The 16,118-nt window shown below is 58.6% G+C and carries 23 protein-coding genes; 12 read left to right on the top strand and 11 right to left on the bottom strand.

Annotation, left to right across the window (positions count from 1 at the left end; genetic code table 11):
* Positions 1 to 11: 11 nt before the first annotated feature.
* On the bottom strand, positions 12 to 1,214 hold the full coding sequence (locus tag GOV53_RS07585) for a pyridoxal phosphate-dependent aminotransferase (RefSeq protein WP_170465165.1): 1,203 nt from the start codon (positions 1,212 to 1,214) through the stop codon (positions 12 to 14).
* Between the two features lie 91 nt (positions 1,215 to 1,305).
* Here GOV53_RS07585 and GOV53_RS07580 point away from each other — a divergent pair, with 91 nt between their 5' ends.
* The 3 genes from GOV53_RS07580 (at position 1,306) to GOV53_RS07570 (ending at position 2,528) form a co-directional block, all read left to right on the top strand.
* Positions 1,306 to 1,698: a helix-turn-helix domain-containing protein gene (locus tag GOV53_RS07580; RefSeq protein WP_170465163.1), complete on the top strand. Its 393-nt coding sequence runs from the start codon at positions 1,306 to 1,308 to the stop codon at positions 1,696 to 1,698.
* A complete protein-coding gene (locus tag GOV53_RS07575) occupies positions 1,695 to 1,952 on the top strand; it encodes a succinate dehydrogenase assembly factor 2 (RefSeq protein ID WP_170465161.1) in 258 nt (85 codons plus the stop codon). Before GOV53_RS07580 ends, GOV53_RS07575 begins: the two co-directional genes overlap by 4 nt.
* 78 nt (positions 1,953 to 2,030) lie before the next feature.
* Complete coding sequence (locus tag GOV53_RS07570; protein WP_170465159.1) at positions 2,031 to 2,528, top strand: MarR family winged helix-turn-helix transcriptional regulator; 498 nt, start codon at positions 2,031 to 2,033, stop codon at positions 2,526 to 2,528.
* Here the strand turns inward: GOV53_RS07570 and GOV53_RS07565 are convergent.
* Genes GOV53_RS07565 through GOV53_RS07555 form a run of 3 tightly spaced genes read right to left on the bottom strand, consistent with a single transcriptional unit; the run spans position 2,522 to position 4,376 of the window.
* Positions 2,522 to 3,250 (bottom strand): DUF1194 domain-containing protein, encoded by a 729-nt coding sequence (locus GOV53_RS07565; RefSeq protein ID WP_170465157.1) that lies wholly within the window; start codon positions 3,248 to 3,250, stop codon positions 2,522 to 2,524. The two genes, GOV53_RS07570 and GOV53_RS07565, sit on opposite strands and share 7 nt — an antisense overlap.
* Positions 3,247 to 3,951, bottom strand: a complete 705-nt coding sequence (locus GOV53_RS07560; RefSeq protein WP_170465155.1) for a DUF1194 domain-containing protein — start codon at positions 3,949 to 3,951, stop codon at positions 3,247 to 3,249. Before GOV53_RS07560 ends, GOV53_RS07565 begins: the two co-directional genes overlap by 4 nt.
* Positions 3,948 to 4,376, bottom strand: coding sequence for a VOC family protein (locus GOV53_RS07555; protein WP_170426495.1), 429 nt, complete (start codon positions 4,374 to 4,376; stop codon positions 3,948 to 3,950). The genes GOV53_RS07560 and GOV53_RS07555 overlap by 4 nt, the downstream gene beginning before the upstream one ends.
* Before the next feature lie 176 nt (positions 4,377 to 4,552).
* On the opposite strand from GOV53_RS07555, the gene thyX reads away from it, so the two are divergent.
* Both thyX and GOV53_RS07545 read left to right on the top strand, forming a co-directional pair.
* A complete protein-coding gene (gene thyX / locus GOV53_RS07550) occupies positions 4,553 to 5,464 on the top strand; it encodes an FAD-dependent thymidylate synthase (RefSeq protein WP_170465153.1) in 912 nt (303 codons plus the stop codon).
* Positions 5,465 to 5,524: 60 nt separating this feature from the next.
* The gene (locus GOV53_RS07545) at positions 5,525 to 5,836 is read left to right on the top strand and encodes a hypothetical protein (protein ID WP_170465151.1); all 312 of its coding nucleotides are present in this window, start codon (positions 5,525 to 5,527) and stop codon (positions 5,834 to 5,836) included.
* Between the two features lie 82 nt (positions 5,837 to 5,918).
* On the opposite strand, the gene GOV53_RS07540 is transcribed toward GOV53_RS07545, so the two are convergent.
* Positions 5,919 to 6,125 (bottom strand): cold-shock protein, encoded by a 207-nt coding sequence (locus GOV53_RS07540; RefSeq protein WP_138839651.1) that lies wholly within the window; start codon positions 6,123 to 6,125, stop codon positions 5,919 to 5,921.
* 216 nt (positions 6,126 to 6,341) lie between these two features.
* On the opposite strand from GOV53_RS07540, the gene GOV53_RS07535 reads away from it, so the two are divergent.
* Positions 6,342 to 6,659 (top strand): ArsC/Spx/MgsR family protein, encoded by a 318-nt coding sequence (locus GOV53_RS07535; protein WP_170465877.1) that lies wholly within the window; start codon positions 6,342 to 6,344, stop codon positions 6,657 to 6,659.
* Positions 6,660 to 6,698: 39 nt separating this feature from the next.
* Positions 6,699 to 7,067, top strand: coding sequence for a hypothetical protein (locus GOV53_RS07530; RefSeq protein ID WP_170465149.1), 369 nt, complete (start codon positions 6,699 to 6,701; stop codon positions 7,065 to 7,067).
* 1 nt (position 7,068) lies between these two features.
* On the opposite strand, the gene GOV53_RS07525 is transcribed toward GOV53_RS07530, so the two are convergent.
* The 5 genes from GOV53_RS07525 to thrS all read right to left on the bottom strand — a co-directional run bounded on the left by GOV53_RS07525 (position 7,069) and on the right by thrS (position 11,746).
* Complete coding sequence (locus GOV53_RS07525; RefSeq protein WP_170426491.1) at positions 7,069 to 7,596, bottom strand: DoxX family protein; 528 nt, start codon at positions 7,594 to 7,596, stop codon at positions 7,069 to 7,071.
* Entirely contained in the window at positions 7,593 to 8,354 is a 762-nt protein-coding gene (locus tag GOV53_RS07520; protein WP_170465147.1) for an HvfC/BufC N-terminal domain-containing protein, read from the bottom strand. Before GOV53_RS07520 ends, GOV53_RS07525 begins: the two co-directional genes overlap by 4 nt.
* Positions 8,351 to 9,208 (bottom strand): MNIO family bufferin maturase, encoded by an 858-nt coding sequence (gene bufB / locus GOV53_RS07515; protein WP_170465145.1) that lies wholly within the window; start codon positions 9,206 to 9,208, stop codon positions 8,351 to 8,353. The genes GOV53_RS07520 and bufB overlap by 4 nt, the downstream gene beginning before the upstream one ends.
* 70 nt (positions 9,209 to 9,278) lie before the next feature.
* A complete protein-coding gene (locus GOV53_RS07510) occupies positions 9,279 to 9,566 on the bottom strand; it encodes a BufA1 family periplasmic bufferin-type metallophore (protein ID WP_170426488.1) in 288 nt (95 codons plus the stop codon).
* A gap of 221 nt (positions 9,567 to 9,787) precedes the next feature.
* Positions 9,788 to 11,746, bottom strand: coding sequence for a threonine--tRNA ligase (gene thrS, locus GOV53_RS07505; RefSeq protein ID WP_170465143.1), 1,959 nt, complete (start codon positions 11,744 to 11,746; stop codon positions 9,788 to 9,790).
* 195 nt (positions 11,747 to 11,941) lie between these two features.
* On the opposite strand from thrS, the gene GOV53_RS07500 reads away from it, so the two are divergent.
* From GOV53_RS07500 to GOV53_RS07480, 5 genes are all read left to right on the top strand, one after another.
* Entirely contained in the window at positions 11,942 to 12,691 is a 750-nt protein-coding gene (locus tag GOV53_RS07500; protein WP_170465141.1) for an alpha/beta fold hydrolase, read from the top strand.
* Positions 12,688 to 13,683 carry an alpha/beta hydrolase gene (locus GOV53_RS07495; RefSeq protein WP_170465139.1) on the top strand — a complete coding sequence of 332 codons (996 nt, stop codon included), beginning with the start codon at positions 12,688 to 12,690 and terminating at the stop codon, positions 13,681 to 13,683. Before GOV53_RS07500 ends, GOV53_RS07495 begins: the two co-directional genes overlap by 4 nt.
* Positions 13,683 to 14,111, top strand: a complete 429-nt coding sequence (locus tag GOV53_RS07490; RefSeq protein ID WP_170465137.1) for a VOC family protein — start codon at positions 13,683 to 13,685, stop codon at positions 14,109 to 14,111. The genes GOV53_RS07495 and GOV53_RS07490 overlap by 1 nt, the downstream gene beginning before the upstream one ends.
* Positions 14,112 to 14,128: 17 nt before the next feature.
* Positions 14,129 to 14,743 (top strand): hypothetical protein, encoded by a 615-nt coding sequence (locus tag GOV53_RS07485; RefSeq protein WP_170465874.1) that lies wholly within the window; start codon positions 14,129 to 14,131, stop codon positions 14,741 to 14,743.
* A gap of 83 nt (positions 14,744 to 14,826) precedes the next feature.
* Positions 14,827 to 15,543: an alpha/beta fold hydrolase gene (locus GOV53_RS07480; protein ID WP_170465135.1), complete on the top strand. Its 717-nt coding sequence runs from the start codon at positions 14,827 to 14,829 to the stop codon at positions 15,541 to 15,543.
* Here GOV53_RS07480 and GOV53_RS07475 read toward each other — a convergent pair.
* On the bottom strand, positions 15,534 to 16,118 hold the full coding sequence (locus tag GOV53_RS07475) for a DUF6151 family protein (protein ID WP_170465133.1): 585 nt from the start codon (positions 16,116 to 16,118) through the stop codon (positions 15,534 to 15,536). The genes GOV53_RS07480 and GOV53_RS07475 overlap by 10 nt on opposite strands.

Raw genomic sequence — 16,118 nt, 5'->3', positions numbered from 1 at the left:
GGCGCCTCCGATCAGGTCAGGGCCGCGCAGAATTTCTGAATGCGCGTGCAGGCTTCAGTCAGAGCTTCGTCCGAGGTCGCGTAGCTGACCCGGAAGTTCGGCGACAGGCCAAAGGCCGCGCCGAAGACAACAGCGACATCGGCCTCTTCAAGTAATGCCGTGGCAAAAGCTTCGTCCGAGTCGATCACGGTGCCTGCGGGTGTGGTCTTGCCCATCAGTCCGGCGATCGAGGGATAGACATAAAACGCGCCCTCGGGTGTCGGGCAGGTGATACCGTCGACCTCGTTCAGCATGCGAACCACCAGATCCCGGCGGCGTTTGAATGTCTCATTGTTCGGGGCCAGAAAGGCTTGCGTGCCGTTCAGCGCTTCGACCGCCGCCCACTGGCTGACCGAGCAAGGGTTCGAGGTCGACTGCGACTGGATCTTGCGCATTGCGGCAATGATCTCGACCGGGCCGGCCGCATAACCGATGCGCCAGCCTGTCATCGCATAGGCTTTGGATACGCCGTTGCAGGTCAGCGTCCGGTCATAGAGGCCGGGTTCGACCTCAGCCGGGGTGCAGAACTCAAACCCGTCATAGGCCAGATGCTCGTACATGTCGTCCGACATGATCCAGACCTGCGGGTGGCGCATCAGCACATCCGTTAACGCCCTGAGTTCCTCGCGGCTATACCCTGCGCCAGTTGGGTTGGACGGAGAGTTAAAGATGAACCACTTGGTTTTTGGTGTAATCGCGGCCTCAAGCTGATCGGCCGTTAGCTTAAAGTTGTTCTCCAGCGTCGTTTCGACCACGACCGGAGTCCCCCCGGCCAGCAGCACCATATCCGGATAGCTGACCCAATACGGGGCAGGGATGATGACCTCGTCGCCTTCGTTCATCGTGGCCATCAGCGCGTTGTACAAAGTCTGCTTGCCACCGGTTCCAACCGAGATCTGCGCGGGCGTGTAGTCCAGCCCGTGATCGCGCTTCATCTTGGCGCAAGCGGCCTGTTTCAACTCGGGGATGCCGTCCGGCGCGGTGTATTTCGTCTTGCCCGCGGCGATGGCCGCGACCGCTGCGTCCTTGATGTTCTGCGGGGTGTCGAAATCCGGCTCACCTGCGCTCAGGCCGATGACATCGCGTCCGGCCGCTTTCAGCTCGGCCGCTTTTGCCGTCATTGCAATGGTGGGCGATGGCTTCACGCGTGACAGTGTCGCAGAAAGGAAACTCATGGTCGGCCTCGGTTTGTATGTTCAGCTTGACTGTCATAGGGTGCGCCCGAATGACGATCAAGCAGTATGAATGTAAGAGCTGGAGACCCCGATGAACGACGACAACGACTGGTACGGGCCGGACGCAGCGACATTCGGGGACAGGCTTGCCGGCGCACGCGAAGCGGCAGGGATGACGCAGGCCCAGATGGCGCGTCGGTTGGGCGTCAAAAAGACCACCATCGCGGCCTGGGAAAACGATCTGTCCGAGCCGCGTGCAAACCGTTTGTCGATGATGGCGGGTATGGTCAACGTATCGATCATGTGGCTGCTGACAGGCGAAGGCGAGGGCATGGATGCCCCGGACGAGGCGGCAGAGGGCGCGCCCGAATTGGCAGAAGTCGTGGCCGAGTTGCGCGCAATCCGTGGTGAAATGCGCGCCAGCGCCGAACGGGCGGCCAAGCTGGAAAAACGTTTGCGTCTTATGTTGGAGCAGGGCCGGTGAGCGAACCTCGGGACATTCGTATCAAACGTCTGAAAATGCGCTCGATGCGGCGTGGGATCAAAGAGATGGATTTGATCCTGTCGGCCTATGCGGATCAGAACCTGACGGCGATGGATGCCTCGGGTTTGGATGTGTATGACGCGTTGCTGCACGAAAACGATCAGGACCTGTATCAGTGGGTCACGGGACAGGTTCCACCGCCCGATACCTATACCGACCTGATTTCTGACATCGCACAAACCTTTCAAAAATAACAGAAAGTCCGGCTTAACCGATTTTTCGGGATTTCGATTCATTCTGCCTGAAACAGCGCGACTGAATCGGAGGGTCGGATGAGTATGGAAATGCAGGTCTCCGCGCCGGGAACCAAGGGGTTCATGACCAGCTACCTTGAGGCGCTTGCCCTGGTGGAACGGCTGCACCGTCTGCTTTTGGACGTGATAAAGGATGAGTTCGAGCGGGTGGGTGTTTTGGAAATAAACGCCGTTCAGGCCTTGTTGCTGTTCAATATCGGTGATCACGAAGTGACCGCCGGCGAGTTGAAAAGCCGCGGGTATTATCAGGGCAGTAACGTTAGTTACAACCTAAAGAAGTTTGTCGAAATGGGCTGTATGCACCATCAGCGGTGTGAGATCGACCGGCGGTCGGTGCGTGTGCGCCTGACACCCCGAGGGCGCGAAATTCGTGACATCGTATCCGAACTGTTCTCGCGCCATGCCGAAGGGCTGCAAACGCGCGGTGTGTTGGGCCTGGAAGGTATCGACGACATCACCACCTCGCTGCGGCGGGTCGAGCGGTACTGGACGGATCAAATACGCTATATCTACTGATCAATGCGCAGGGCCTCTGAGGCGTCGGAGACTGTCAGGCCTTGCAACTCGCGGATCAGTTTTCGGGTCATTGCGTCTTCGTAGGCTTCAAAGCCCAAGGCAACTTCGACAAAAGCACCGGGACCTAGAATGACCCACGTGTTGTAGTAAGCGGACAGTTCGCCAATCTGGACATAGCGCTTGTCACCGTGGCTGGGATCATCGGCACCGATCACCAACCCGTTGATCGTGATACCACTGTTTTCCAGCTGCTGTTTCACGCCGCTCGGATGGGGTCCAAGGTTGTGTTTGCCGTCGCCAGACAGGTCCAGCGTCCGTTTCCAACAGTCTTTTTGTTGCGACAGAAGATCGGCACCGAACTGCATCGCGGACCCGACGGCGGTTCCCCGGGGGGCGGTGCCTCGGGTGACCGAATTCAACAGGGTCGTGACATCCGCAAGATCTTGTGCAGTTCGGATTTCAGTCCAGCCCAGCAGTATCCGTTGGTAGTGCGTTTCGCTCCACTCAAAGATCGCAAGCCGAACGGGCGCACCGATATCAGACAGCATCAGTTGAACCACTTCGGGGCGTTGCAAAGCTCTGGCCAGACCATCTGACTGCAGACGGTACTCATGGCTGTCGACCGAGGCCGAGACGTCCAGTCCCAACGCCAGCGCTTGCCGACACTCTGACGCTGCAGGGCTGGCCAGGATCGTCAGAACAGTGGCCAAAGCCCGGATCATCGGAACTCGCCTTCCTGAACAGCGCCGATCTGCTGGCCGCTCAGCTCTCGTTCCAACTTGCGACGCATGGCACGTTCGAAATCCTCGAACCCCTGTGCGATCTCAAGAAACGCTCCGGGGCCGTGTAATACATTGTTTTCAAAGAAAGGGATCAGAAAGAGCTCGCCTTCGAAATCGGCGGCGTTAATCACCAGACCGTTCACCACGATGTTTGCGAACGCGGCGCGTTCGTAAGCCCTGTGCGGACCATACCCGTCATTGTTGGACCCGTCCCCAGACAGATCAATGACCTGAAACAGGCAGGACGGTGCCCTCTGCATCATGGCGGCACCAAAGGTCAGAGCGTGCCCCATCGACGTTGCCGAGCCTTGATGTGACCGGGCCGAGCGCTGGACCGTGGATGAAGCGCTCAGAAGATCCGCCTGCGTTTCGATCAGGGTCCAATCCAGAATGATGCTCTGAGTGGTGCGACCGCTCCATTCATACAACGCCAGCGCAACGGGCAGGGGGGAGGAGAAAAACGCCTCAACCACCTCGGGGGCCAAAAGGGCTGAGGCCAGACCTTGCCGCTGCAGCGCGTCCTCTGCCTCGTCCACCGAGGCCGAGATGTCCATTGCAAGGACCAGCGCAAGACGGCAGGGCTCGGCCCGAAGAGGGCTGGCCAGGACGGCCAGCCCAAGTGCTATCAGCCAGCGGATCACCAGTGGCCGGTGCTTTCCATGCTGGCCCAAGGCTCTGCCGGTTCCAGCGCCTCGCCGTTCTGCAGCAACTCGACCGAGATGTTGTCGGGCGAGCGTACAAAGGCCATGCGACCGTCGCGTGGCGGGCGGTTGATGACGACGCCATTGTCCTGCAGGTGCTGGCAAACCTCATAAATATTGTCGACCCCATAGGCGAGGTGCCCGAAGTGACGGCTGTCGCTTGGCAGAGCGTCATCGCCGTCCCAGTTGTGGGTCAGTTCGATCGGCCGGTCTTCTTGCCCCGGAGGTGCCATGAAGATCAGCGAAAAACGGCCGTTTTCGCTGTCATACCGGCGGGTTTCCTTGAGGCCCAGCAGCTCATAAAACGCCATCGATTTTTCCAGATCCTTCACGCGGACCATGGTGTGAAGATATGTCAGCCCCATTTGCGGCGTCCTTTCTATTCAGGTGATGCACAGCACCTTAGTGCGCGGGTCATTGGTGTCGAGGGGCAACCGGGACACATTTTGAGATAACCGGAATTGAGCGCACATATGGCGGTTCCTGTCAGAGAATTGCCGAGATATAGTGGTGGGCGACTCATTGCTGGAAAGGAAATTTCATGCCGCTCTCCTCTGACCAACTGGCCGAGATCGAAGCGCAGCGGGCGCAATCGCATCCAACACGCCGCGTTGTGGCTGAGGGTATGGAAGACCACCTCTATACCGCACATCAGGTGCTGGACCACGGCTTTGTGCGCGTCATTGACTATATGGGGGACGACGCGGCGATTTGTCAGGCAGCGCGGGTATCTTATGGCAAGGGCACCAAGTCCGTTCAGAACGATGAGGGTCTGATCCGCTATCTTATGCGGCACTGGCACTCGACCCCGTTCGAGATGTGCGAGATCAAGCTGCACGTCAAACTACCGGTGTTCGTTGCCCGCCAGTGGATCCGCCACCGGACGGCAAATGTGAACGAATACTCAGCGCGTTATTCGATTTTGGACCGCGAGTTCTACATCCCGGCACCGGATCACGTCGCCGCCCAGTCCGAGGTGAACAACCAGGGCCGGGGCGATGCTTTGCAGGGGGAAGAGGCGGCGCGTGTGCTGGAGATACTCAAGGCAGACAGCGCACGTTGCTATGACAATTACGAGGCGATGATCAGCCAGGATGGACAGCAGGGACTGGCGCGCGAACTGGCCCGAATGAACCTGCCCGCGAACATCTACACGCAGTGGTACTGGAAGGTGGACCTGCACAATCTGTTCCACTTCTTGCGTCTGCGCGCCGACCCGCACGCCCAGTACGAAATCCGCGTCTATGCGGACACCATGTGCAAGATCGTCGCCGACTGGGTGCCCTTCGCCTACAAAGCATTCGAAGACTACCGTCTGGGTGCGGTGAACCTGTCGGCCCAGATGGTCGACAGCCTGCGGCGCATGCTGGCTGGTGAAACGGTGACGCAGGAAAGCTCGGGCATGACCGCGCGTGAATGGCGTGAGTTCGAGGCTATTATTCGCGAGGGCTGATGCCGCTGAAGGCATAGCGGTTGTCTATACATAGTGTCATGAAACTGTTACGGTCGTTTCATGACATTTACCAAACACATCCTCTTTCTGGGCGCTGCTCTGGGTTTGTCTGTGCAGCCCGCGCTGGCCAAATCGCCTATCGCCGAGGTGCTGTGCGAGCCGACGCCAAGGTTGCACGAAAAGCTGAAGCGCCAGTTCGGTTCAAAACGCGCCGCCACAGGATTGCGAGGGCCGGAGCAAATGATGGAGGTCTGGACCAGCGACTCGGGCGACTGGACGATGGTAGTGACATACGCGACCGGCACCTCCTGCATCGTTGCGATGGGGCAAGACTGGTACACTCATGCCGAGGCAAAGCCGGCGCGAGGGTAAGGTTTTCACACCCGGTGAAATTGGACAACGGCCGGAAATTGGCCGTTGGCCTGCTTTTAGTACCCGCAGATGACGGGGAACCTTACAGTGGCTTCAAATCAGAGGCCATTTGGCGGCCGTCGCGTCCGTCTTGCAACTCGTACGAGACTTTCTGATTGTCAGCGAGCCCGGTCAGACCGGACCGTTCAACGGCCGAGATATGAACAAAAACGTCCTTGCCACCTTCGTCAGGGGCAATAAACCCATAGCCTTTCGTGGTATTAAACCATTTCACGGTGCCAGTTGGCATTTCCCGTGTCTCCTTCTACTTACACGTTGTCCCACAAAATTGGTGGGGGCAGTGGTTGACGCGACCGCAAACCATCACCGCTTCGCCCACACGACGCGGCCCGGATTGCGTGTTTCGTCTTTTTCAACATTGCACGGTGAAGTAAAAAATCAAGAATTACCGGAACAAGCAGGCAAAAATGCTAAAAATTCATACAAATACAGGAGCAGCCCAAAAATGCGTCTTTATGGCCTGAAAAACTGCGATACGTGCCGCAAGGCTTTGAAAACAATGCCAGAAGCCGAGTTTGTGGATGTCCGATCCCAAGGCGTTCCGGCTGAGGTGCTATCAAAGGCGCTGGACGCGTTCGGCGAAGCTTTGCTCAACACCCGGTCGACAACCTGGCGTGGATTGGACGAAGAACAGCGTGCACAACCACCGCTGGAGTTGCTCAAGGAACACCCAACCTTGATGAAACGCCCACTGATCGAAAATGACGGTACGTTGTTGTTGGGCTGGACCGCAGAAACCAAGACCAGCCTTGGCGTGGCCTGATCGGGCACTTATGTGTCTGTCCCAAAGATGAGGGTTTAAATGCGCAACGCATCCATGATTTTAGGCGTCATTGCCGGTTTGATCGGAATGATCGTCGGCTTTTTTGGCTATGGCTATATCGAGTTCATAGACACTTATGGCGAAATCGAAGGGCTGGCCGAGCAGGTGAACAACGCTCAGTTCATTCAGGCCGCGTCCATTATCGCTCCACTGTTGGCCATAGCCGGAGGTGCGATGGCCCACGCACGGGCGTTGATTGGTGGCATCTTGCTGCTGATTTCAGCTGTTGGGATGTATTTTGCGTTCGGCTTCAATGCCTTCACAATGTTCCCGGTGGCCTTTGCCGCAGTGGCGGGTATCCTTGGGCTGGCCGCGGGTAAACCGGACGAGCCCAAGGCGCATTTCTAATTCACTTGATACGCAGGATTCGGTCCACTGACAGTGGGCCGGCACCGTTGATTACAATCACCAGCAGCACAAATGTCCAAAGCGTGCGCTGATCCAGCACGTTCGGCGCTGCGGTGAGATAGCTGCCAAGCGCCGCACCGTGACCGGTGACGTCCACGATGGTTTGAACCCAGACGAAGGCGATCATGCCGAGGGCCGCAAAGCGCGACAGCAGGCCAATCACGATCAGTGCGGGCAGCAGGAACTCAGCCCATGTGCCCGCAACCGCGACGGCCCAGTGGAAAATGCCCAGTTGCGAGCTGTCATAGCTGACCGCTTCCATCGCCTTGGGAAAAATTTGAACATACGCCCCGTCCGACGGGAACAGGAACCCGAAGAAGCCGCTGCCCAGTTTGGTCATGGCTGAATTCCAGTAATAAACCAGCAGTGTCCCAATAAAGACCAAACGCGCCAGGGTCGGTGTCAACCAGCCAGAGGTCACGTCCAACCGTCCCAGGGTGTTGTTGTGCAATGAGATCAGGGCAGTCATGTTGCCAGCCTTTCGATAGTCACAGAAGTTATCGCGCCGCCCTGCAAAAGCAGCGCCAGTGTGGCCCCAAGGTCAAATTCGGGGAATTCGGCCGAGGTGTGTTCGAACGCCTCGCCAATGGTGTGCCCGGCCTGAATGTGCGCGATCCAGTCCGCTCCGCCTTTGGGCAGCAGATGCGGGGCGGGGTCATAGTCAGGCCGCGTGATCAAAACGTCCTCGGCCCCCGGCGCGGGTTTTGGCGAATCTTCTTCCGAGTTAAAGCGCCAGATAGAGAACAAAGGCCAATCAGATTGCACCACCTGCATTGATGGCGCGAATTCCAGTTTCGCCAGAACGATTTCCTCCGGAGGCAAGGCCAGTGCGTCAGGCGCTGCTGCCTGGCTGTCCGCAGCGTGGTAGGATCGGCGCAGCGCCAGTTCCAGTCTCGCCACATCTGCGAGGTAGCCAAGATGGGACAGTTGCTCCATCCCGGCAAGAAACTCGGGGAACTCCTCGCCATAGAACATCATCAACGGCGATGAGGGCGGATGCTTGCGCAGGAAAATCCCGGCCAGCCCATCCATGTTCTGCGCTCCCAAAAGGCGAGTGATCACCGGAAAGGCTTGATGCATGGCCTCGGTCAGCGAAACGGCCACATTATTGCGATAGACGCTGAACCGGCGGCCCGCAGGACGATCCTCGGCATCCAGCAACCCGTCCGGCACGGCTGCCGACGGGTCCAGCAGGGCCTCGTAGAAGGTTGTCTGCGACACGCTCATGCCGGGATGCGGTCCAGTGCCGCCTGCGCACGCTCGGCTTCGGCCCGCAAAATAGGCCACTCGGGAACATCCGTGTCCCATTCAATCAGAACAGGTTTGGGGCCTGAGCGTTCCAGAACATAATCCAGCAGCGCCCAGACCGGATCGACGACCTCGCGCCCATGACTGTCAATCAATAGGGGGCGACCGTGGTCATCTTCGTCCTCATCATGACCACCCAGGTGGATTTCATGGACGTTATCCAGCGGGTAGGCGTCGATGTAACCCTGCGACGAGAATTCCAGATTGGTGGCCGAGACAAAGACGTTGTTTACGTCCAGCAGCAGGCCACAGCCCGTCCGGCGCGCGATTTCTTGAAGGAAGTCGGGCTCGGACCAGGTGCTTTCCTCAAACGCCAGATAGCTGGAGGGGTTTTCCAGCAGCATTTGCCGCCCAACGGTGTCCTGAACCTGATCGATATGCGTACAGATGCGCGCCAGCGTTTCATCCGTGTAGGGCAGAGGTAGAAGGTCGTTCAGAAAGTGGCTGTCATGAGTTGACCAGGCCAGATGTTCGGAAAAGCTGGCCGGGTTCAGCCAACCAACCAAGTGTTTCAGGCGGGACAGATGATCGGAGTCCAGGGGGCCTTCTCCACCGATAGAGAGGCCGACGCCGTGGACCGAGATCGGAAACTTTTCAGACAGGTGGCGCAGCTGTGCAAGTGGTCTGCCGCCGTCACCCATGTAGTTTTCGGCGTGGATTTCCAGCCAACCAACGGGATGTGCGTGATCCAGAATCTGGTCAAAATGCTGGGGTTTGTACCCAGCGCCCGGTGCCGCAGGCAACCTGTTCGATCGAAGTGAACTATCCAGCATGTGCAAATCCTCCGGTCGCGAAAAGGGGCGGGCGATAGGGCCCGCCCCTCCGAGTCTCAGATATTTGGACTTATGCCGGCAGGTCGCGGTCCAGCGGCTCGAGCGAGCCTTTGCGGTTGTCCGGCAGTTCGATATCGGCGCAGGTGCCAGCGTCGACCAGAGTCCAGGCGTTGCCCTGATAGTCTACGGTCGAGGTGCCCGCGCATGTGGTGCCGGGGCCGGCGGCACAGTCGTTCTGACCGGCCAGCGAAACGCCATAGCACTTTTCTTTGGCTTGTGCGGATGCAGTGGTTGCAACGCCAGAAACGGCTGCTGCGACTGCGCTTGCGATGACCAGGGATTTTGCGGTTTTCGACATCTCGGTAATCCTTTTGATAACTGCGTATGTCTGCTTGTGACATTGACAAAGGTAGTCGCTTAACCGGGGCAGGTGAATTCACGAGCCCGTGTCTCACAACCCCGTCAAAGAGCGTAATGCCCTCTTGAAGGTTAACAAATTGTTTTTGAATTGAAAATTGGAAAATGTTTCAATCCGGCCCCGTTTTGGGGGCCGGATTTGCGGCGATATGCTGCCGAATGTTACAGAAGGTCCGGTGGCGTCGCGGCCTGGGCCAGCTCATTTGTTACAGCCTCAAGCGATTGAACCTGCGTCTGTTTTTCGCCAAGGCGGCGGACGCTGACAGTACGCTCGTCAACTTCGCGGTGACCGACGGCCAGAATGACCGGCACTTTGCCGACCGAGTGTTCACGGACTTTGTAGTTGATCTTCTCGTTGCGGATATCCGCTTCGGCGCGCACCCCCGCAGCTTTGAGTGTTTCAACAACTTCCAGCACATAGGCATCCGCCTCGGACGTGATCGACGCCACGACGACCTGGCGTGGGGCCAGCCAGAAAGGCAGCTTGCCAGCGTGTTCTTCGATCAGAATACCGATGAAGCGTTCGAACGAGCCAAGCGTTGCACGATGCAGCATGAACGGGCGGTGTTTCGCACCATCGGCACCGATAAAGCTGGCGTCCAGACGCTCGGGCAGGTTGGGGTCAACCTGCAGGGTGCCGCACTGCCACGTCCGTCCGATCGCGTCAGTCAGAGTGAATTCCAACTTGGGGCCATAAAACGCGCCTTCACCTTCGAGGATTTCGTACTCGTAACCGGCCGCCTTACAGGCATCGCCCAAGGCCTTCTCGACCAGATCCCAGCTTTCGTCAGAACCGATCCGTTTTTCCGGGCGCGTGGACAGCTTGATCGTCCAGTCGTGGAATCCGAGATCGGCATAGACCTTGGACAGGAAGGAAATGAACTTTGCGGTTTCGGATTCGATCTGATCCTCGGCGCAGAAGATATGCCCGTCATCCTGAGTGAACCCGCGCACCCGCATGATGCCGTGCAAAGCGCCCGACGGTTCGTACCGCGCGCAGGATCCGAATTCGGCCATACGCAGGGGCAGGTCGCGATAGGATTTCAGCCCCTGATTGAACACCTGCACGTGGCAGGGGCAGTTCATCGGCTTCAGCGCGTTGATCGCCTTTTCGCGGGCATGCTCTTCGTCGACTTCAACGATGAACATGTTTTCCTGGTACTTGTCCCAGTGACCCGATGCTTCCCACAGTTTCCGGTCGACGACCTGAGGAGTGTTGACCTCAACGTAACCGTCTCGTTCCTGCATCCGGCGCATATAGTCCTGCAGGGTGGTGTAGATTTTCCAGCCGTTCGGATGCCAGAAAATCTGGCCCGGGGCCTCTTCCTGCATATGGAACAGGTCCATCTCACGGCCCAGCTTGCGGTGGTCGCGTTTGGCCGCCTCTTCCAGCATGTGCAGGTGTGCCTTCAGCTTTTCCTTGCCGGTGAATGCCACGCCATAGATGCGCTGCAGCATCGGACGGTCGCTATCGCCACGCCAATAGGCGCCTGCAATGCTCATCAACTTGAAGGCGTCGCCCGGCAGTTGGCCGGTGTGCTGCAGGTGCGGACCGCGGCACAGGTCCTGCCAGTGGCCATGCCAATACATGCGCAACGGCTCATCGCCCGGAATGGCTTCGATCAGCTCGACCTTGTAGGGCTCGTTATTGGCCTTGTAGAACTCGATCGCGCGCTCGCGGTCCCAGACCTCGGTGGTGACCGGGTCCCGCTTGTTGATGATCTCTTTCATCTTTTTCTCGATGAGGCCGAGATCTTCGGGCGTGAACGGTTCCGCACGGTCGAAGTCATAGTACCAGCCATTGTCGATGACCGGGCCGATGGTGACCTTGGTCGCGGGCCAGATTTCCTGAACCGCGCGGGCCATGACATGCGCCAGGTCGTGGCGGATCAGCTCATTGGCCTGCTCTTCATCCTTCATGGTGTGGATGGCGATCTGCGCGTCGGCCTCAATGGGCCATTGCAGGTCCCAATGCTTGCCGTCCACGGTGGCCGAGATAGCCTTTTTGGCCAGCGAAGTTGAAATATCGGCAGCCACCTGCGCGGGCGTGACGCCTGCGTCATAGGATCGGGAATTGCCATCGGGAAAGGTGAGTGAGACGGATTGTGAATCCAGGGCCATATCGGCTCTCCTCGTCGGTTTGGCGCCCACTGAACGCCCGGTTGCGGGTTATTTGCGTTCGGTCCATGTGGCAGGTGCAGCATGACCTGTCAAGCGTTGAAGGTCGCATGGCGTTACGCAGCGAGAGGTTCAAATTCAGGAATTGCGGCCTGTGTGCAGCCGTGCATGATGATCCTCAAAGAGAAAGAGGGTTTCATGGCAGCGACGGATTTTCTGAACACGGCCCAGGGGCGGCAGTTGGCGTATCACAAGACGGACGGGACGGGGCCGACCCTTGTGTTTCTGGGCGGGCTCAAGTCCGACATGGAAGGTACGAAAGCCGTGCATCTTGAGGCCTGGGCAAAGGCCCGCGGGCAGGCCTTCTTGCGGTTTGACTATTCCGGGCATGGGGAAAGCTCGGGTAAGTTTGAGGACGGCTGCATAGGAGACTGGCACCAGGACACTGTCGCAGCTGTTGCTGCACTGACCGAAGGACCGCTGATCGTTGTCGGCTCGTCCATGGGTGGTTGGCAGGCATTATTGCTGGCCAAGGCTATGCCCGAGCGGATCGCGGGCATGGTAACCATCGCCGCCGCACCGGATTTTACCGAGGACGGCTATTGGGCGTCGTTTTCAGATACGCAGAAGCAGGTTTTGGAAACCGAGGGATATGTCGAGCTGCCATCCGACTACATGGAACCCTACATCATCACGAAGCGTATGATTGAGGACGGCAGACAGCAGCTTGTGTTGCGCGACGCAATGAATCTACCGTTCCCGGTCCGTTTCCTGCAAGGAACTGCGGACACTGCCGTATCTACCGCAACATCTGTTCGCCTTCTGGAGCATGCCACAGGCCCGGACATGCGCCTGCTTTTGGTCAAGGATGCCGATCACCGGTTCTCTGACGGCCCTTGCCTGCAGATCATAGAAAACGCGGTGCTTGAAGTGATGGGTGCGCAATGATCCGGGTGGTCGGCAAGTTTATCGGTCGCGTTCTGCTGCTTCTGGTGGCAGTCGGCGCCCTGATCTATTGGTTCGGACCGCGCGAAGAGGTCAACCTGACCCCGACATTTGAGCCGCGCAAATTCGGCGAAGGGGTGCAGGTTTATTTCGAAAGCGTTGAATCAGGGTTTGATGACATCACACCAGGCGTCGAGAAACGCGTGATGTGGCAGGATGGGTTCAAAGAGCAGCGTACGCCTGTTTCCATCCTCTATGTGCATGGGTTTTCAGCGACTTCCGAGGAAATTCGTCCGGTCCCCGACGAAGTGGCCCAGGCGCTGAGGGCCAATCTGGTTTACACCCGCCTGCAAGGTCACGGCCGCAGCGGGGATGCAATGGCTGAAGGGACTGCATCGGGCTGGATGCAGGATCTGGCCGAGGGGCTGGCAGCTGCGCGCGCCGTTGGCGATCAGGTTGTGGTGATTTCGACGTCGACCGGTGGAACTCTGGCAGCGGCAGCGGCTCTGGATGAAGGTTTGATGGAAAATGTCGCCGGGCTGGTCTTTGTCTCGCCGAATTTTGGGGTAAATGCGCCGGGTTCGTGGATACCCGGCCTGCCATGGGCGCGGTCATGGCTGCCTTTGCTCATGGGGCCAGAGCGTGATGTGTCAGGCCCGGATCCCGAGAAGAACAAGTTTTGGACCTCGGTATATCCGTGGGAGGCTGTCGTGCCGATGACAGTTCTGGTCGAAGTGGTTTATGGCCTTGATTTCTCGCAAGCCCTTGTTCCTGCACTGTTTTGGTTCTCGGATGACGATCAGGTTGTTCGCCCGGACCTGACCCACAAAGTGGCGGAGGCTTGGGGTGGACCCGCGCAAGTTCAGACGGTTACGATGGGGCCGGGCGATGATCCGGCGTCCCATGTGATCGCGGGGCGTTTGATGTCTCCGGGGCAGACGGATGCTGCCGTCGCTGGCATTCTGACATGGCTGAAAGAGCAGGGGATCGAGTGATGGAACAGCGTGTCAGTCTGATCACCGTCGGGGTCGAGGATCCCGAAGCTGCCGCCGCCTTCTATGAAAAAATCGGCTGGACGCGGGTCGCAAGTCCGGATGGCGTAATCGCCTTTGATCTGATCGGGCAAACACTGGGTCTTTACCCGCTGCCCGCGCTTGCGGATGAGATCGGCGTGGATGTCGGCACCTTGGGCAAAGGGGCGCTGACACTCAGCTACAACTGCCGAACCAAGGATGAGGTCGCGCAGGTCCTTGGCAAAGCAAAGGAAGCGGGGGCAGAGGTGCTGAAGCCGGCCTCGGACGTGTTCTGGGGCGGTCATCACGGGTACTTCCGCGCACCGGATGGCACGATCTGGGAGGTTGCTTTCAACCCGTTCTCACCGCTTGCGCCGGATGGCGCGTTTCGTTGGAACGGGTACGGGTGATGCGCAAGCCGGGCAGCATGTGGAGCCTTGAAACGCTTGGCCGCGTGCGCCTGTCCAGGCATTTTTTCATGCGGGATTTTCTGTATTCGGAGATCGGGAATTTCCATGAAAAACAGAACCTTCCCGACGATCCCGACCTTATCATAGCAACCGGCCGCGCGCTGTGTCACACGCTGTTGGACCCGTTAGAGGAAACCTTTGGGCGGGTCGCCGTAAGGTCAGGCTATCGGTCACCGTCGCTGAACCGGTTCGGGAACGAAAACCGGTTAAACTGCGCCCGAAACGATAACCCGCTGGAATGCCATATCTGGGACCGTGGAACCGGCAAAGATCGGATTGCTGGCGCGTCGATCGTGATCCCGTGGTTCGCCGACCGCTACGCGGAAGGGCGGGACTGGCGGGATTTGGCGTGGTGGATGCACGATCACTTGGACTATTCCGAGATCTGGTTCTTTCCCAAACTCTGCGCCTTTAATCTGGTGTGGCGGCCCAACCCTCTGCGCCGGATCGACAGTTACATTGCCCCGCGCGGGTGTCTGCTGCGCGCAGGGGAAGAACCGGAAGAAGATCGGCAAACGCGGCAGAAGCGGTATGCCGATTTTCCGCCATTCCGCGGTATTGCTTATCCGTGAAGTTTGACTTGCTCGCGCTGGCAAAACCTCTCATCCTGACGGAAACGACGCCGTTCAAGCGGCCGAGACGAAGGAGGCCACGTGTGATCGAGCCGCTGCTTCTACTGCCCGGATTGATGTGTGATGCACGGGTGTTTGCCCCGCAGGTCGCTCATTTTTCCCGTCAGCGCGCGGTCACGGTTGCGCCTGTATCACTGGGCGAGCGGATTGAAGAGATCGCCTCGGGCCTGTTGGATCAGCTTCCGCATCGCTTTGCACTGGCCGGGTTGAGTATGGGTGGTGTTGTCGCACTGGAATTGGTCCGGCGCGCGCCTGATCGTGTCTCGCGCTTGTGTTTGATGTCTACAGATGCGCAGGCCGATACACCCCAGATCGCCGCGGCGCGGGAAGAGCATCTGGTCGGCGCAAAAGCCGGTCGGCTTGAGGACGTGATGCGCAGGATTCTGGGCTCGGATTCGCTGGCTCCGGGACCGCGAAGGGTGCCCATTCTGAATGACGTGATTTCCATGGCTCTGGATTTGGGCGCAGATGTGTTCGAGCGTCAGATCAGGGCGCTGCAACGCCGCCCGGACCAGCAAGGGGCGCTGCGGATGATCAAGACACCGACGTTGGTGGTTTGTGGTGCGCATGACCGGCTGACGCCCGTGCGCAAACATGCCTTCATGGCGGATCTAATCCCGGGAGCAGAGCTAAAGGTTATCGATGATGCCGGGCATCTGCCCACGCTTGAAACGCCGCAGGCCGTAAACGAGGCGTTGGAAAACTGGCTGACCACGTCGTCGCGTGTGGTTTACGGATAGAGGGCCGCCCGCTCTGATTTGCTAAGGATTAAGGGCTCGACGACAGGTTCCGAGGTTTCGGGATCAAAGAAGGGCGAGCGCTTCCAGCTTCCGGACAGACGGGATTTCGCGACACGGGTTAGCAGGCCGTAGGCGGCAGGCCCGAGCCTTTCATGGGTTTGCTTGCCGTGCCCCGTTGGAACAAACCCACGCGTGGTGATCGGCGCTAGTCCGCTTGGGTCGGGAATACGGTGAACGATAAAGCCCACAAAGGGGAACTTTGGCGTTCGTGACGTGGTTGCGATGGGTGCGTTGCAACAACTGGCGTACCAGCGCAGCATGCCTTTCGGGCTGAGCTGCATCAGGGCCAGATGTTCGGTACCACCGTCAAAAATGATTTCTTCAGGGAGAGTCTGCAAGACCTCAACCGGGCCGGGGGCCGGGTCAGGTTGACCGAAATACAACTGAGCGGCACGGCAATCGTGGCAATAGCACACCACATGGGTGCCTCGTTTGACACCTTCGGCGGTGATGCGTCCGTGCAGGGTGCCGCACGAGCAGGAAAAAGGGGTATCAGTCGCCGCCTTCCTGCCCAT

This window comes from Ruegeria arenilitoris (assembly GCF_013035315.1).
In the GTDB taxonomy this organism is placed as follows: Bacteria; Pseudomonadota; Alphaproteobacteria; order Rhodobacterales; family Rhodobacteraceae; genus Ruegeria; species Ruegeria arenilitoris_D.
The sequence above is the reverse complement of the archived record's forward strand: the minus strand, read 5'-3'. Positions and strand labels throughout refer to the sequence as shown.

Bases quoted from the DNA above. Each gene is read 5' to 3' on its own strand.
- GOV53_RS07490 (WP_170465137.1), top strand. From the start codon at position 13,683: ATGGAACAGCGTGTCAGTCTGATCACCGTCGGGGTCGAGGATCCCGAA.
- thrS (WP_170465143.1), bottom strand. From the start codon at position 11,746: ATGGCCCTGGATTCACAATCCGTCTCACTCACCTTTCCCGATGGCAAT.
- thyX (WP_170465153.1), top strand. From the start codon at position 4,553: ATGCCGCTCTCCTCTGACCAACTGGCCGAGATCGAAGCGCAGCGGGCG.
- GOV53_RS07475 (WP_170465133.1), bottom strand. From the start codon at position 16,118: ATGGGCAGGAAGGCGGCGACTGATACCCCTTTTTCCTGCTCGTGCGGC.
- GOV53_RS07585 (WP_170465165.1), bottom strand. From the start codon at position 1,214: ATGAGTTTCCTTTCTGCGACACTGTCACGCGTGAAGCCATCGCCCACC.
- GOV53_RS07495 (WP_170465139.1), top strand. From the start codon at position 12,688: ATGATCCGGGTGGTCGGCAAGTTTATCGGTCGCGTTCTGCTGCTTCTG.
- GOV53_RS07535 (WP_170465877.1), top strand. From the start codon at position 6,342: ATGCGTCTTTATGGCCTGAAAAACTGCGATACGTGCCGCAAGGCTTTG.
- GOV53_RS07555 (WP_170426495.1), bottom strand. From the start codon at position 4,376: ATGGGGCTGACATATCTTCACACCATGGTCCGCGTGAAGGATCTGGAA.
- GOV53_RS07580 (WP_170465163.1), top strand. From the start codon at position 1,306: ATGAACGACGACAACGACTGGTACGGGCCGGACGCAGCGACATTCGGG.
- GOV53_RS07570 (WP_170465159.1), top strand. From the start codon at position 2,031: ATGAGTATGGAAATGCAGGTCTCCGCGCCGGGAACCAAGGGGTTCATG.
- GOV53_RS07540 (WP_138839651.1), bottom strand. From the start codon at position 6,125: ATGCCAACTGGCACCGTGAAATGGTTTAATACCACGAAAGGCTATGGG.
- GOV53_RS07510 (WP_170426488.1), bottom strand. From the start codon at position 9,566: ATGTCGAAAACCGCAAAATCCCTGGTCATCGCAAGCGCAGTCGCAGCA.
- GOV53_RS07565 (WP_170465157.1), bottom strand. From the start codon at position 3,250: ATGATCCGGGCTTTGGCCACTGTTCTGACGATCCTGGCCAGCCCTGCA.
- bufB (WP_170465145.1), bottom strand. From the start codon at position 9,208: ATGCTGGATAGTTCACTTCGATCGAACAGGTTGCCTGCGGCACCGGGC.
- GOV53_RS07520 (WP_170465147.1), bottom strand. From the start codon at position 8,354: ATGAGCGTGTCGCAGACAACCTTCTACGAGGCCCTGCTGGACCCGTCG.
- GOV53_RS07545 (WP_170465151.1), top strand. From the start codon at position 5,525: ATGACATTTACCAAACACATCCTCTTTCTGGGCGCTGCTCTGGGTTTG.
- GOV53_RS07500 (WP_170465141.1), top strand. From the start codon at position 11,942: ATGGCAGCGACGGATTTTCTGAACACGGCCCAGGGGCGGCAGTTGGCG.
- GOV53_RS07485 (WP_170465874.1), top strand. From the start codon at position 14,129: ATGTGGAGCCTTGAAACGCTTGGCCGCGTGCGCCTGTCCAGGCATTTT.
- GOV53_RS07525 (WP_170426491.1), bottom strand. From the start codon at position 7,596: ATGACTGCCCTGATCTCATTGCACAACAACACCCTGGGACGGTTGGAC.
- GOV53_RS07530 (WP_170465149.1), top strand. From the start codon at position 6,699: ATGCGCAACGCATCCATGATTTTAGGCGTCATTGCCGGTTTGATCGGA.